This window comes from Niastella sp., assembly GCF_045805085.1.
Taxonomy (GTDB): Bacteria; Bacteroidota; Bacteroidia; order Chitinophagales; family Chitinophagaceae; genus Niastella.
Genome location: NZ_JBJMLX010000540.1, coordinates 16393 through 31171, shown reverse-complemented (window position 1 = coordinate 31171; position 14779 = coordinate 16393). Strand labels below are relative to the sequence as shown.

The following is a 14779-nucleotide window of genomic DNA, read 5'->3' as shown; positions in this document are numbered from 1 at the left end:
TCACTATGGGGAAGCGCTTTGCGAAGGTCTTCGAAATACCGGAATGCTAAACCAATGAAGAATAAGCCTACGGCTAAAAATGGAGCTTTCTCCAGAGTAAATAACTTGCCTTTCATCTTATTAAATAAAATGTTTAATACCTCCCATTCAGGTTAAATCATTTCACTTAATAAAAGTATGAGGCTCACACTAATTAGAATGGGTAATTAGCGGACAAAGGCCCAGTAACGCAATTGGAGTTTAAAACTACCTAACATTCATTAGTCTTACAAATAATTTTTCATATGTTTATTTCCCCGCCCAAACTTCCACCAAATCTTATCTTTGCCGTCCTTACGCCCATTAGGGGCGGAAAACCTTAAAAATCTATTGGATATGTTCAACAAACGGGTAAAAGTTAAAGATCTGCTGGCCAGTGAGCCTACCGGTCAGGAAGTAACAGTAATGGGTTGGATACGCGGTTTCCGCAATAATCAGTTTATTGCCATCAATGATGGTAGTACCAATAATAATATCCAGGTAGTGGTGGAGTTGGGTATGCTCGATGATGAAACCCAAAAACGTATTACCCAAAGCGCCTCTATAAAAGCCGTAGGTTCCCTCATCGCTTCACAGGGCAAAGGCCAGAAAGTAGAGGTAAAAGCATCTTCCATTGAAATACTGGGAGATTGCGATGGTGAGAAATATCCTTTACAACTTAAAAATAAACCCAGTCTCGAATACCTGCGCGAGATCGCTCACCTGCGTTTCCGTACCAACACCTTTGGTGCGGTATTCCGGGTGCGTCACGCATTGGCTTTTGCGGTTCACAAATTCTTTAACGAAAAAGGCTTTGTGTATATGCACACGCCCATCGTTACCGCCAGTGATGCCGAAGGCGCCGGGGAAATGTTCCGTGTAACAACCCTGCCTTTCGATAACCCACCCCGTAACGAGGATGGCGCTATTAACTTTAAAGAAGATTTCTTTGGCCGCAGTACCAACTTAACGGTGAGCGGACAGCTGGAAGGCGAGCTCGCTGCTACGGCTTTTAGCGAGATCTATACTTTCGGTCCCACCTTCAGGGCCGAAAACTCCAACACCGCCCGTCACCTGGCTGAATTCTGGATGATTGAGCCGGAAATGGCGTTTTATGATATTGAAGACAACCAGAACCTGGCGGAAGAGTTCATCAAATACCTCATTCGCCATGTAATGGAGCATAACCGCGAAGACCTGGAATTCCTGACCCAGCGCCTGGCCGATGAAGAAAAACAAATGCCCCAGGACAAACGCAGCGAAATGGGTCTTATAGAAAAACTGGAGTTTGTTATCAACAACGACTTCGAGCGTATTACCTATACCGAGGCGATCGACATCCTGCTGCAATCACCCGCGTACAAGAAAAAGAAATTCCAGTACGAAGTGAAATGGGGCATCGATATGCAAAGCGAGCATGAGCGTTACCTGGTGGAGAAGCATTTTAAAAAACCGGTTATTGTTACCGGTTATCCTAAAGAGATCAAGGCGTTTTACATGCGCCAGAATGATGATGGTAAAACGGTGGCCGCCATGGACATCCTGGCGCCCGGTATTGGTGAAATTGTAGGTGGTTCACAAAGAGAAGAACGCCTTGACAAACTCACCCAGCGTATGGAGGAAATGCATATTCCTGCTGAAGAGTTGTGGTGGTACCTTGATACACGGCGCTATGGGACCGTGCCCCACGCCGGTTTTGGCCTTGGCTTTGAGCGCATGGTGCTGTTTGTAACCGGTATGACCAACATTCGTGATGTGATTGCCTTCCCAAGAACGCCCAAGAACGCAGAATTCTAACTTCCTTGGTCCTTCTATAAAAGAAACGGTCCCGACTTAGTCGGGGCCGTTTTGCTTTGAGACCCTATTCATGGATAGAAACAATTGGTATATGTGCGTGGGTTATTAGCTCTTTACTTTGACTCTTGTGAAACAGGCTATCGATAAATCGGTGTTTTTTAGGGATCACCATCACCAGGTCGAGATTGTTATTTTCGGCAAAACTGGTAATGCTTTCCACCACATTTTTACCGGTTAGCTGTACATAATTAGGCCGAACTTCTTCCAGCATCGAATCGAGGTAAACGGCGTCCATGGTTGGTGGTTCTGACTCATCGGTTTCCGCATTCATTTTATCCTGCACATTCAGCACATACAGATCGGCGCCGAATTCTTTCACGATGTTTTTAATATACTCTACCGGGGTTGACTGTACTACATTTTCAAAATCACAGGCAAGACCAATCTTTCTTATGCCATTGTAGGTAGTGCCGGGTGGAATGACAATAACCGGGCATTTTATATGTTTAATGGCATTCAGCGTAGTGCTGCCCATGATCATTCGTTCGAAACCTGTGGTGCCATGGCTGCCCATAATTACGGCCATCGGATCGAGCGATTTACAGATCGCTTCCAGTTCCTCAATGGGTTCGCCCAGGCGCGATTCACTATATATTTGTATTTTACCCGAAGTAAGTATTATCAGGTTCTTCTTCAATTCTTCGAGCCGTTCCATGCTCGATCGTTTCACTTCTTCAAGTGATACAGAAGTTACAGGGGCAACAGGTGCTTCAGTAAAGGATACCGGTACATTGTACACGTGCAGTAACACTAAACCGGCATTTATTGCCTGTGCCATGTCAACGGCATAATTGAGTGCATTGACCGATACAGACGAGAAATCGGTAGGAACTACCAGTGTTTTCATGATTCATATTTTTTGATGAATAAAAGTAAGCCCGTTATCTGGGTAAAAAAATGATGTTAGTCAGTGGCAACACTGATATATTGTATATGGAAAAATTGTGCCACCGCATCTTATAACCAAACCAATTAGTTATGGCTGAAATTAATACCCCCAATGCAGCCGGTGGTAAAGCCGGTGCACGCAGAAGCAAGAAATTAAGTACAAAAGTTGATTTAACCCCCATGGTTGATCTTGGCTTCCTGCTTATAACCTTTTTCATATTTACTACTACCATGTCTGAATCCAAGGCAATGAAACTGATCATGCCAGACGATTCTGATCCGAAATCAGAATCATTGGTAGCTGAAACCGGATCATTAACTGTTATTCCCCTTGCCGACAATAAAGTGTTTTACTACCACGGCCAATTGGACCAGGCATTAAAAGCAAATGCCTGGGGCGTTACCAACTATTCAGAGATCGATGGCCTGGGAAAAATTGTAAGGAACAAACAGGCGGCGCTCGATAAAATAAAACCGGGCAACAGAAAAGAGCTGATGTTAATGATAAAACCATCGCCCGAATCGAATTACGAGAGCGTGGTAAACGCCCTGGATGAAGCTATGATAAATGATGTAAAGCGGTATGCCATTCTGGACATTACAGATAAGGAAAAAGAGACTGTGACTTCAAAAATCCGGTGATTAAACTATTGCTTTTCAAAAACAGCTACCATGTATTTGTTGGTAAAACCGTCTTTGAAAACAGATAGGATACGCAGAAGTAATTTTGAAGGATATTGCCAGTAAAACCCAATAATATTTTTACGCAAATCTTTGGCGCGATTTTCTTTGCGACCCATTAATGAAAAAATGCGGTAAGGTTGCACCTGAATAAAGGAATGAATTTCTTTCAGCCCTGCCTTTAGAAACATTTGCTTAAAGGTATTGACAGTAAAGTCGTGCAGGTGATATGGATTCGCATCCATAGACGGGGTAACAGGTACAGAAGTAATAAATCTTCCGCCCACGACCAGTTGCGTTGATATATTATTTATGAATTTTTCAGGGTTCGGTAAATGTTCTATAGTTTCGAGCGACACTACATTCTGCAGCGATACCGGTGATTGAAATGTTTCAGCATCGGCCACCATAAACTCAATTTTCGGGTTACTGTAATTCAGCCGGGCATAATCGATGCTGGTCTGATCAATATCTACCGCAATAATGCGTGAAATAGATTCGGGGCAGGATGCTGCCAGCAAATGGCTTCCGTAGCCAACCCCGCAGGCTATATCGGCCACAGTGCCCGGCACTAAATAATTCAAGGCATATTGATATCGCTCAAGATGAAGCAACAGTGTTTTCTTACCTGTTGTTTCATCCTCGTTCATCAATGCAGGTATTACTCTTTCAAGGCTGCTTAATGCCATAGTAAAACAATTAATGGATATTGATATCTGTTATTTCCGTAGCATTCCTGATGGCGCCTTCCCGGATAATACTGGTAACCTGCTGCTCCAATTTGCGAATGCGGGCGTATAATTTTAATGAAACAAACCAAAATATAAGAATGCTGATATAAAAAACAAGGTCTGCACCCCGGCCAACCCCCAACTCCCTGGCAAGGATATTAGTGATATCGGGCCTAAGCGCAAAGAGTATCCCGGCTGAGATCATGGCAAACAACAATACGATATCAAGTAACCGTTTTTTTAAACGTGTTATAAAGTAAAGGCCTATAAAAATAAAGCCTGTTACAAGTACAAGTTGAATGCCGCTCATTTAAAAAGTTTATGCAAAAGTAAATCAAATAAAACTTTAATGCTATCCCTGGGCCTTTGCCCTTTTTGGATGGAATAATCTGTATAGCGAACATGTACCGGTATTTCTTTGCATCGCAGTTTATGTTTCTTTATTTCGAATAAAAACTCAGAGGCATGCGCCATCCGGTTCTCGGTTAAATTAATTTTTTCAAGAGCCGTTCTATTCAATGCTCTCAACCCATTATGTGCATCAGTCAATAATACACCCGTGAATAAAAAGTTTATTATTCTGGCAAACCGTAAAATAAACTTTTTTGTAAATGGAACTATGCCTGGGCTGTCGGGTAAAAATCGCGATCCCAGTACTACATCGGCCTCATTAGTGATGATGGGAGCTATCAGGCTGTTAATATCTTCTTCGTTGTGCTGACCATCTCCATCGAAAGTAATGGCAATATCAGCATGTAGTTTCCTGGCATAAGTTAACCCGGTTTGTATGGCTGCGCCCTGCCCAAGATTGACCTTATGCTGTAAAAGCACCACCGGAAGATCGTGTAGTTGTTTGATCACTGGTACAGCAGAGCCATCATCTACCACAATAATTGTTGTAACAATTTTTAATAAGGATGAAATAACCTGTCTGATAACAGGCCCTTCATTGTATACGGGTAGTACAACAACAATTTTTTTATGTTGGGTTTCTGCGGGCAAGGGAAATTTTAATCTTTTAAAGTAGTAGTTGGCTTTACGTAATAAGAGTAAAAATAAAAAGCACCGATTTGGGCTTCCAGCAATATACCTTCTTTTTTTAAAAATGGTTTATAAAATGGTAATTCGCTGCTTTTCATAACAGCAATGATCCTGGTGGGTTTATCGGCATAGATTTCATTCTCATTTAGTTCAGCCGGCACAAATAAACCTTTCCCTCCCAAGAGCACGGATCGATTGGCCATGCTGATATTACCTGCGACTACTACATCAGTATTTTTCTTTTTATTTTCCTTAATTATATTGTCAATACATTGAATCATATGATTCTGAGTAACTATATAGGTAAAATTCCTTTTGTCGAATGTAAAGTTCTTGGCAAGAAAGTATGAGCCATGTAGTATTTCTATTGTAAATAAGAATAAAAATAAGCCCTGAAACCATTTTTTAAAATTGGAAACAGCAGTAGCGTTCATAAATAGCCATTTGGCTGTTAGTATAACAATAAAGAATTGAAGAATAATAAAATATCTGTCTTCGTTTATGTATGTCCAGAAAAGATTCTCTGTAAGCCCATAGTGAGCACTATATCTTAAAGATAAAAGGGCCAGCACAGAAAATATGCAGATCCCTGTCAGTGTTCCGATTATCATAAAAACCTGCCAGGAATTAGCGGCCAGCCATTTTCTTTTTAAAGAAGAGAAAAAAAGAAGTGCAAGTAAAATTAAAAACGGTACCAGGTTTATCCATTGAAGTATTGTTGCACCTGTTGTATATGAAAGCCCCGTTAGGGAACTAAGCTGAACCAAAATGAATTTCAGATTCATAAAGCTTGAAAACAATACGGGATCTAAAAGTAACAGATTTGACCAGAAAAGCCCCTTTTCAGTTGCAAGTACATAAGGTTCCTGAAAGCTTAGCAGGGCAATAACTCCCAATAAAGCCATCGCCATGATATATGTTCCATACAACAACAATTTCCTGTCTTTTTTTAACCAGCCATTCCATAATAAAACACACGGAATTACAAATGTAACGGGGATACACATATATCTAAACCAGGCAGGAAGGACGTTGAAAAAGCCAAGTAGTATTCCCTGCAAAACAGGTTTCCTTTGTGTGAACAATTTTATGGTAAGATAACAGTTATATACAAAAAACAGTAACGTTAAAAAATCAGTAGGTGATGATTTTTCCATGTAGCTTGTTATTGCACATCCATAAAACAAAACCAGTACATTTATCAGATAAACAGGAAACTTCAATTGCCTGAGAAGCTTTTGCAGCAATATGAAAAACGAAATAATGCAAATAATATCAATTATTGTACTGCTTGCATCCACATCTTTACACCATGAATAAATAATTGCAAAAAGCACAGAATACGCCGGTGGCCAGCCTACCAAACGCTCATAGCTTTCTTTTGATAAATTGCTTATATGAACCTGTTTAATGGTTAATCCGTGCCCTTCGAGCAGGTTTTTACCAGCCATTACCTGATTAAGTTTGTCATTATCAGTTTGCTGAAAGTAAAAAAACAGGAGTATTTTAATAACTATAGCAAGTAAAAGGCAAATAACAGAAACATCGTTTCGTGAAAATACTTTTTTAAGGAAGGTGAGAGGCGTATTTGTATTATTTCTGCTGCCATTATCAGGAATTGTCAGAGACATATGATTCGGGTTAGTTAAAACAGCCATCAAGACCTGAATAGCCTTGATTTTATGTAAAGCATAAGCAGGTGGTTGTTTTCGCTAAATTACATACTCATATGCTTTTTAAGTAAATTGATTTGAAATTTTGCCATCGATCGGGGGTTTTGTAAATTGTATGTCCTACGGCATTTCAGGTACTTCATATATTAACCGAATTAAATGATTTTTATGGCAATACCGGTAGTTAATCTCGCCGATTTTTTATCAGGCGACCCGCAACTGAAGCAGGCATTCATAAATCAACTGGGTAAAGCATACGAAGATGTTGGCTTTGTGGCGGTAAAGAACCATGGCATTCCCGATGAACTGATAGCCGATCTGTACAAATATGTACAACAGTTTTTTGCATTGCCGCGCAATACAAAAGAGAAATACGAAATACCAGGATTAGCGGGTCAGCGGGGCTATACTTCTTTCGGTAAAGAACATGCAAAAGGCAGTGAGGCGCCCGACCTGAAAGAGTTCTTCCAGTTTGGTCAAACCGTTGAAGACAACGACCCCATAAAAAGCGAATACCCCGATAATGTACAGGTAAATGATGTGGCTTCTTTTAATACCACTTTTACCAAGGCATACCGGGCGTTTGAAAAATCGGGCCGGGCATTGTTACAGGCCATTGCGATATACCTGGGTTTGGATGAACATTATTTCGATGAACATATCCACAATGGCAATTCCATTTTACGGGCCATTCATTACCCGCCAATAACGCAGGAACCGAAATCGGCCATTCGTGCCGAACAACATGAGGATATTAACCTGATTACCCTGTTAGTAGGCGCCTCGGCAGATGGGTTGCAGATCTTGACGAAACAAAATGAATGGGTGCCGGTTACCTCGTTACCTGAACAAATTGTAGTGAATGTGGGCGATATGTTACAACGCCTTACCAATAATAAGCTGAAATCTACTACGCACCGCGTAGTAAATCCACCAATGGAAATGTGGAATACTTCGAGGTATTCGATCCCATTCTTCCTGCATCCAAAGGGAGAAATGAGCTTGGCCTGCCTCGAAAGCTGTATAGATGCTAGTCACCCAAAGGCATATCCCGATGCAACAGCCGGTGAATACCTCGATGAGCGGCTACGCGAAATAGGGCTTAAGAAATAACCCATTGATTATTAATAAAAAGGTCCCTGTCCGCTAGCTGGCGGACAGGGATTTTTTCTTTTAACCCCTGCTTAACGATTTGCGTATTAATTTAGATTCATCAAAAAATTAGTTATTCAACAGGCGCCGGATAATTAATGCATGAGTTTTTTCGTTAATAATATTGCACTATTTTAAAAGTAAAACCCTGATCAATGAAAAGAAATGTACTCTATAACATGTTGCTGTTACCCTTGGCTATGCTGATAGCTATCGGGGGCATGTCGCAAGCCCTGGTTGAAGACCAGAATCCTGATTATATGATAAGTCAGGTTAAATATCTGGGTATGGCCGATTCCCTGAATGCCCTGCACGGCACTACTCCCCAGGAAACATACAAGGCCATTGACTGGATGGTTGAAAGACAGGAAAGGCGTGACGCACGCCGAGCTTTCCGCCGCGAACTGCGTTTGGCCAGAGCCCAATATGGCTGGTACTATAACGACTATAGTTATTATAACTCCCCCGGTTCTTATTACCCGGGTTATAATGGCAACTATAGTTCTTATTATCCCGCTTATAATCGCAATTATTACTACAATTACAATCCCTATCATTCTTATTATAATAGCAGGTGGAACAACTGGAACTGGGTTCCGCTGGCAGCAACCGCTGCAACTGTTGGCTGGTTGTTAACCCGCTAAAACAAAATAAGAACATACCAATCCACACAAGCATTACTGTCCCCTTTTTAAATAAAAGCAAAAATGAAAAACGTTTATCTGGCTGTTATGGCCCTGGTTGTAGCTGGTACAAGTATCTCCTGTTCGCATAAAGTAACCCGTATTGATCCCCAGGAACAGGTTGACCTGAGTGGCCGCTGGAATAACACCGACTCACGCCTGGTGGCAGAACAAATGATTGACCAGGTTTTACATGAAAGATGGGTGGGCGATCACCAGGAGGCACACAGCGGACAAAAACCCGTAGTGATTGTTGGGTTTGTTACCAATAAAAGCCATGAGCATATTGAAGCCGAAACATTTGTTACTGACGTAGAACAATCCTTTATAAGATCCGGAAGAGTGCGCCTGGTACAGGGAGGAAAGAAAAGAGATGAGCTGCGTGCAGAAAAAGCCGATCAGCAAACCAACGCTTCTACCTCCAGTATGAAAAAGTTTGGTCTTGAACAGGGCGCCGACTACATTCTGCAAGGCTCTATCAACTCTATTGTTGATTCACAAAAACGCAAAAAAGTGGTGTATTACCAGATCAATCTGGAGTTAACCAATATCCAAAGCAATGAAGTGGTATGGTTAGGTGACAAGAAGATTGCCAAATACGTGAAAAACTAATTGATCTTACTCAGCAGGTTAGCTGCAATTATACCCGGAATGGCTTTACCTCTTAAACATACGATAAGAGCATTGGGCGTTGCATGTCCGATGCTCTTGTTATTCTCCTGCGCCACGTACAATAATCGCATTGGGAATTATTACGAACAGGTGGTGAATAACCAGTTCGATAAAGCATACCTGTCGATAGACCATAACAAACTGTTGCAACGCAGACGCAACAGGTTGCTGTACCTTTTTGAAAAAGGGAAGATGGCTCATTTGCTGAAACAATACGACAGCAGCAATGTGTACTTTAATGAGGCCGATCTGTTTATTGAAGATGCCCGAACCACCGCAGGGGATATAGCGCTCGGCACCTTGCTGAACCCCATGATGGAAACCTACAAAGGCGAAGATTTTGAAAAGTTCATGGTGCATTACTACAAAGCCCTTAACTACCTGAATCTTGGCCAGAGCGGGGAAGCCATGGTGGAAGCCCGCCGGATCTCCCTTACCAGTTATGCACTGCAGGATAAAACCGGTAACAAGAACAACCGCTATTCAGATGATGCTTTTTCGCTGATGATGCAGGGCATTATCTATGAACAGGATGGCGATATCAACAATGCATTCATCTCTTATAGAAATGCCGCGGATATTTTTTTGAAGAATAATAACCTGTGGTATGGCGTTAGCCTCCCCGAACAGTTGAAGCAGGATGTATTACGTACTGCCGCTGCCATGGGATTTACGGGAGACGTACAACATTATTCCTCTTTATTTAATACCCCGTTGCGGCCGGTTACCAAAGCCCCGGGCGGCGAGCTGGTTTTGTTTTGGGAAAACGGGCTGGCCCCGGTGAAACAGGAGCAGGATTTTATGTTCGCTCTTACAAAAGATGGGCTTGGCAATTTTACCTTTACCGATGCTACCGGCACGGTAAACGTTCCCTTTATTTTCGACGACAAGTTTATTAATAAGGATAGTTTAAAAGCGGCAGACATTCGCTCATTGCGGGTGGCCTTTCCTAAATACCAGGAAAAACCGGTTTTTTACACCCAGGCCAGCATTACTGCAAACAATGCGCAATACAATTTCGAAAGCGCCGAAGACATCAATGATCTGGCTTTTGCCACGTTGAAAGAACGGTTCTTTAAAGAAATGACCAAAACCTTAAGCCGGCTGGCGGTTAAAAAACTGGCCGAAGCAGCAGCCCGGCCCAAAAGCAACGATAAAAATAAGGATGAAAAAGAGGCGTTGGCCACTGCCATCCAGATTTTTAGTTTCGTTACCGAAAAGGCCGATACCCGTAACTGGCAGACTTTACCACATACCATCTTATATACCCGAATCCCCCTGCAACAGGGTACTAATACCATACAAATCAACTTCTTGGGGGTTAATCAGCAAACCAAACCCTTGACACTCACGGTACAAGGCAATGGCCGGCTGCAGGTGCAGAATGTATGCACACTGCGGTAGGTTCAAATTGAACTCAATTTTTATAATATAGAATTAAGCGGATAAGCATTCACCGTGGGGTGGCTTATCCGCTTATTTTTTCAGGAATTAGTAATGCTTGCAACGTGATTCCTTTAAAATAAATGCATTTTAGAAACATATTACAGGCAGACAAAACCCAGTTTTAATCCAGGTAAAACCTGGGTTTTGTCTGGGCTTGGTCTGGGCTTGGTCTGGGTTTGGTCTGCGTTTAATCTTAAAAAAGCTCAAAAAAGTCCAGGAAAAGGTACACTCTACCTTATAGAGAAAGTCATGTTTGGAAGCTGTAACGATTCTTTACCATTTAACTCCAATTTCTAACCATTCATACAATCCATAAAAGCACTAAAAGTTGGTTAAACTTGCATAGATCAATGATAATCAATGATTATCGGTTAAGCTGATTAGTATTTAATAAGCATTACTGTAAAAAAAATGGTACTATGTGTTGCATAGTACTAAAATCCTCCCTATATTTGTGATGTGAAAGGGAATAAAACCCCGGCTTCACAAACAGCCATGCCAATTCCAATAATTATAGCCATCTTAATTGCCCTGTTTACCCTGGGCGCCACCATGAACAAACCAACAGGCAAACCAGACGAAGTAGTGATCCTCGGTGGGAAACATTATAACTGGGTTGATAAAAAAGAGGATCAGAATACCTTAGTGGTAATGGCGCCCGAACAAAAGGACCATACGGTAACCATTCAGGGTCAGCGGGAACCGGCGCTTTTTGAAAATATATTTTCAGTTTTCAGATTGATATCAGACCAGAAAGGAGAAGAACCCATGACAGCCATCAATAATTCTATTAACAGCAACATAAAACAGGCCATAGCCCTGTCCGTAAAAGAATAGCCATGAATATCGAGAACACCCAAAGTCAAATGCGGAAAGGGATCCTGGAGTTTTGCATTCTTTCAATCATCCGCCGCGGGGAAGCTTACCCGAGTGATATTGTGGATGAAATGAGAGGGGCAAATCTCCAGATCCTGGAGGGAACCCTTTACCCCTTGTTAACCCGGTTGAAGAATGCAGAAATGCTAACCTATAGATGGGTTGAGAGTAACTCGGGCCCTCCCCGCAAATACTTTTCGCTTACCCCCAAAGGCGAAGGGTTTTTTAAAGAACTGGAAGCTACGTGGAATGAGCTGGCCAATGCGGTGAATACGCTGGCCAGCAAGCGCGAGTCGTTGGTTTCATCAGTCAACTCAAATCCGAACGAAAATTCATCATACCCAACCGAAACTACCCAACCCAACACTTAAAACTTCAACCAACAAACACTATCACCATGAAAAAGGTAATCAACATAAATTTCCAGGGCAGGGTGATCCCTATAGAGGAGACTGCTTTTGAAATACTAAAGCAATACATCGAAAGTTTGCGAAGGTATTTTGCAAACGAAGAAGGCCGCGATGAAATTGTCAACGACATTGAAAGCCGTATTGCCGAACTGTTTTCTGAAACATTAAAAAAAGGAGCTACCTGCATCACTGACGCAGATGTACAGTCTGTAATGGCCAGCATGGGCCGTCCTGAAGATTTTGAAGCAGAGGCGGGCCTCAATGAAAATGGCGGCGCCCAGGCATCAGGTACCGGGGCAGGAGCCAGTCAGCAACAACAAAGCTCCTCATCACAACAGTCCCAGTCAACAGGTGGCGCAGGCTCCTATAGCAGTCCGGGCGCTGGCCGTGGCCGGTTGTATCGCAATGCCGATGATAAAATTATTGCCGGTGTATGTAGTGGTTTGGCCAATTACTTTCACATAGACCCCGTGATCATGCGAATTATATTTGCGGTGTTGTTGTTCACCGGTGGTTCAGGGTTTCTTGTATACATCATCTTATGGGTAGCGGTTCCCTCACAATCTGTTCAGGCAAACATCACCAAAAGATTATACCGCAGTTCAGACGATAGGGTAATAGCAGGGGTGTGCGGTGGTTTGGCTGCTTATTTCAACATCAGTACCTGGGTACCCCGCCTCATCTTTGCCCTGCCATTGATCATCGGGTTATTCTCAGGCGTTTTTAACTGGTGGTGGAGTCATGATATGGATTTCTGGTTCGGACCAAGAGTAGTGACCGGTTCTTTAAGCAGTACTTTGTTTGTAACCTATATAGTTTTGTGGATAGCATTGCCCATTGCCGTTACAGCAGCCGAAAAGCTCGAAATGCGGGGGGAGCGCGTTGATCTGAACTCTATCCGTGATACTGTTAAGGAAGACCTGGAGAGTTTCAGATCTAAAGCACAGAACTGGGGAAATGAAGTAAAACAATCAGCCCAGCAATTTGGCGACCGCGCCAAAGAGTTCCGCCAAAGCGAACGGGTAAAAACCTTCACCCACGAGGCTTCCTCTACTGCCCGCAACGCCGGCAGCGGCATTGGCCATATCATTGGCGTATTGTTCAAAGCGTTCTTTCTGTTTATTGTAGGCATAGTGGCGCTGGCCCTGTTTGGCACTTTAATGGGATTGCTTTTTGGCGGCGTGCCGATAATGTCGTTCAAAGATTTTCTGCTTGAAGGTTTCTGGCAGAACTTCCTGGCCTGGTCAACCGTGTTCCTGTTCCTCGGCGTTCCTGTCATAGCATTGATCACCTGGTTGATCCGCCGTATAATGGGCGTACGTTCTAAAAACCATTATCTCGGTTATGTATTTGGCACTTTATGGTTTATTGGCATCGTAAGCGCAGCATTGCTCACCGGGTCTATTGTTCGCAATTTCAGATCAAGAGATTTTGTAGAAGAGAATGTATCAGTAGCACAACCTGCCCATGGAAAGTTATACCTGGATGTAACTGCCCGTAATATCAACTATCATTACTATAGCAGCGACTGGTTCGATTGGGATGAAGACTGGCCATTATTTGGCGCTAACCTCGACTCCTGTATGCTGAATTCAGTACGCGTAGATGTGGCTAAAAGCACCGACAGCGCTTTTCATGTAACAAAACGAATGTTTAGCCGCGGAAGCAATCCCATAAATGCACGCAACCTGGCAGAAAAGATCAGTTTTCAAACATACCAGGTCGATAGCATATTATACCTGCCCAAAGGATTTTTGATCAGCAAAAATGAACGGTTCAGAAACCAGCAGGTATTATTGATCTTACAGGTTCCTGTTGGTAAAAGATTCTTTTTCGACAGAAACATTTCAAAGTACAATTCGTTCGATGTGCGGTACAACCGTCATGGCGATTTTGACATCGATGATACGTGGGACCGTACCTACCGGGTTGAAACTGATAAGGAATATATTATGACACCCGATGCCCCCAGAAAAGTGAAAGACCTTGATCCCGAAGCATTGCGCAGGGGAGAATATAAGGACAGGGAAAAAGAGGAGAATAAAGAAGAGAATAAAGAGGAGAATGACCAACATAAAAACAGGCATGACCGTAAAAATAACGAGCCTGCACAAAAAGATACTACCAGTGGCTATCGTTACCACAAGCAAACACCGGTAAAGAAAGCAGATTCAATACCTGCTAAAGCGAACACCTCCTCTGCCAGTGTACAGTCTAACGATTCAGTACATCCGATCTCATTGTTTTCACCCTGGGTTGTCAACAACGCAATTAGTTAACAGCCGCATGAAAATTTTGATTAACCCTCCCCGCCGCTTTGCTTAACCGTTAGTCGGAAGCAGGCGGGGTTGAAGTTGGAACAAAAGGGCCTTGTTGAGGGCCCTTTTTCTGCCTCCCCCCGGCCCCCTCCGGTGGAGGGGGAGAAATACAACCTCGCGCAATTATTCAACCTGTTAACTTTTCAACATTCGTACTGCCTACCTCTTACCTCCCTTATCAACACTGTTAACTTTCTTTTTCTTAAGCCCACCTCACACTTTAATCAGATATCAACTGGCAACTGGTTAACTTGTCAACCTCCTACTTAATACACATAGCTCCTCATCCACATGTTAACTTGTCAACTAATAAACTAAATTTGCCGCCAAACA

14 protein-coding genes are annotated in these 14779 nt (G+C 42.6%); 9 read left to right on the top strand and 5 right to left on the bottom strand.

The window, feature by feature from the left end; all coding sequences use genetic code 11:
• The first annotated feature begins 375 nt into the window (after window positions 1-375).
• A complete protein-coding gene (gene asnS, locus ACJ751_RS28170) occupies window positions 376-1815 on the top strand; it encodes an asparagine--tRNA ligase (RefSeq protein WP_407748877.1) in 1440 nt (479 codons plus the stop codon).
• 64 nt (window positions 1816-1879) lie between these two features.
• Here asnS and ACJ751_RS28165 read toward each other — a convergent pair whose 3' ends face one another.
• A complete protein-coding gene (locus tag ACJ751_RS28165) occupies window positions 1880-2722 on the bottom strand; it encodes a universal stress protein (protein ID WP_407748876.1) in 843 nt (280 codons plus the stop codon).
• Window positions 2723-2853: 131 nt separating this feature from the next.
• On the opposite strand from ACJ751_RS28165, the gene ACJ751_RS28160 reads away from it, so the two are divergent.
• Window positions 2854-3405: an ExbD/TolR family protein gene (locus tag ACJ751_RS28160; protein WP_407748875.1), complete on the top strand. Its 552-nt coding sequence runs from the start codon at window positions 2854-2856 to the stop codon at window positions 3403-3405.
• Between the two features lie 5 nt (window positions 3406-3410).
• Here ACJ751_RS28160 and ACJ751_RS28155 read toward each other — a convergent pair whose 3' ends face one another.
• Genes ACJ751_RS28155 through ACJ751_RS28140 form a run of 4 tightly spaced genes read right to left on the bottom strand, consistent with a single transcriptional unit; the run spans window position 3411 to window position 6847 of the window.
• Window positions 3411-4133, bottom strand: a complete 723-nt coding sequence (locus tag ACJ751_RS28155; RefSeq protein ID WP_407748874.1) for a class I SAM-dependent methyltransferase — start codon at window positions 4131-4133, stop codon at window positions 3411-3413.
• Between the two features lie 10 nt (window positions 4134-4143).
• A complete protein-coding gene (locus tag ACJ751_RS28150; protein WP_407748873.1) occupies window positions 4144-4485 on the bottom strand; it encodes a DUF2304 domain-containing protein in 342 nt (113 codons plus the stop codon).
• Window positions 4482-5177: a glycosyltransferase family 2 protein gene (locus tag ACJ751_RS28145; protein ID WP_407748872.1), complete on the bottom strand. Its 696-nt coding sequence runs from the start codon at window positions 5175-5177 to the stop codon at window positions 4482-4484. The genes ACJ751_RS28150 and ACJ751_RS28145 overlap by 4 nt, the downstream gene beginning before the upstream one ends.
• Window positions 5178-5185: 8 nt before the next feature.
• Window positions 5186-6847 carry a hypothetical protein gene (locus tag ACJ751_RS28140; protein WP_407748871.1) on the bottom strand — a complete coding sequence of 554 codons (1662 nt, stop codon included), beginning with the start codon at window positions 6845-6847 and terminating at the stop codon, window positions 5186-5188.
• A gap of 210 nt (window positions 6848-7057) precedes the next feature.
• On the opposite strand from ACJ751_RS28140, the gene ACJ751_RS28135 reads away from it, so the two are divergent.
• The 7 genes from ACJ751_RS28135 to ACJ751_RS28105 all read left to right on the top strand — a co-directional run bounded on the left by ACJ751_RS28135 (window position 7058) and on the right by ACJ751_RS28105 (window position 14407).
• On the top strand, window positions 7058-8002 hold the full coding sequence (locus tag ACJ751_RS28135) for an isopenicillin N synthase family dioxygenase (RefSeq protein ID WP_407748870.1): 945 nt from the start codon (window positions 7058-7060) through the stop codon (window positions 8000-8002).
• A 194-nt stretch (window positions 8003-8196) separates the two neighbouring features.
• Window positions 8197-8685 (top strand): hypothetical protein, encoded by a 489-nt coding sequence (locus ACJ751_RS28130; RefSeq protein WP_407748869.1) that lies wholly within the window; start codon window positions 8197-8199, stop codon window positions 8683-8685.
• A 63-nt stretch (window positions 8686-8748) separates the two neighbouring features.
• A complete protein-coding gene (locus ACJ751_RS28125; protein ID WP_407748868.1) occupies window positions 8749-9336 on the top strand; it encodes a penicillin-binding protein activator LpoB in 588 nt (195 codons plus the stop codon).
• Window positions 9337-9375: 39 nt separating this feature from the next.
• Window positions 9376-10800, top strand: a complete 1425-nt coding sequence (locus ACJ751_RS28120) for a COG3014 family protein (RefSeq protein ID WP_407748867.1) — start codon at window positions 9376-9378, stop codon at window positions 10798-10800.
• Window positions 10801-11301: 501 nt separating this feature from the next.
• Window positions 11302-11679: a hypothetical protein gene (locus ACJ751_RS28115; RefSeq protein ID WP_407748866.1), complete on the top strand. Its 378-nt coding sequence runs from the start codon at window positions 11302-11304 to the stop codon at window positions 11677-11679.
• Between the two features lie 2 nt (window positions 11680-11681).
• Window positions 11682-12089: a PadR family transcriptional regulator gene (locus ACJ751_RS28110; protein ID WP_407748865.1), complete on the top strand. Its 408-nt coding sequence runs from the start codon at window positions 11682-11684 to the stop codon at window positions 12087-12089.
• Window positions 12090-12115: 26 nt separating this feature from the next.
• Window positions 12116-14407 carry a PspC domain-containing protein gene (locus ACJ751_RS28105; protein WP_407748864.1) on the top strand — a complete coding sequence of 764 codons (2292 nt, stop codon included), beginning with the start codon at window positions 12116-12118 and terminating at the stop codon, window positions 14405-14407.
• The last annotated feature ends 372 nt before the right edge of the window (window positions 14408-14779 follow it).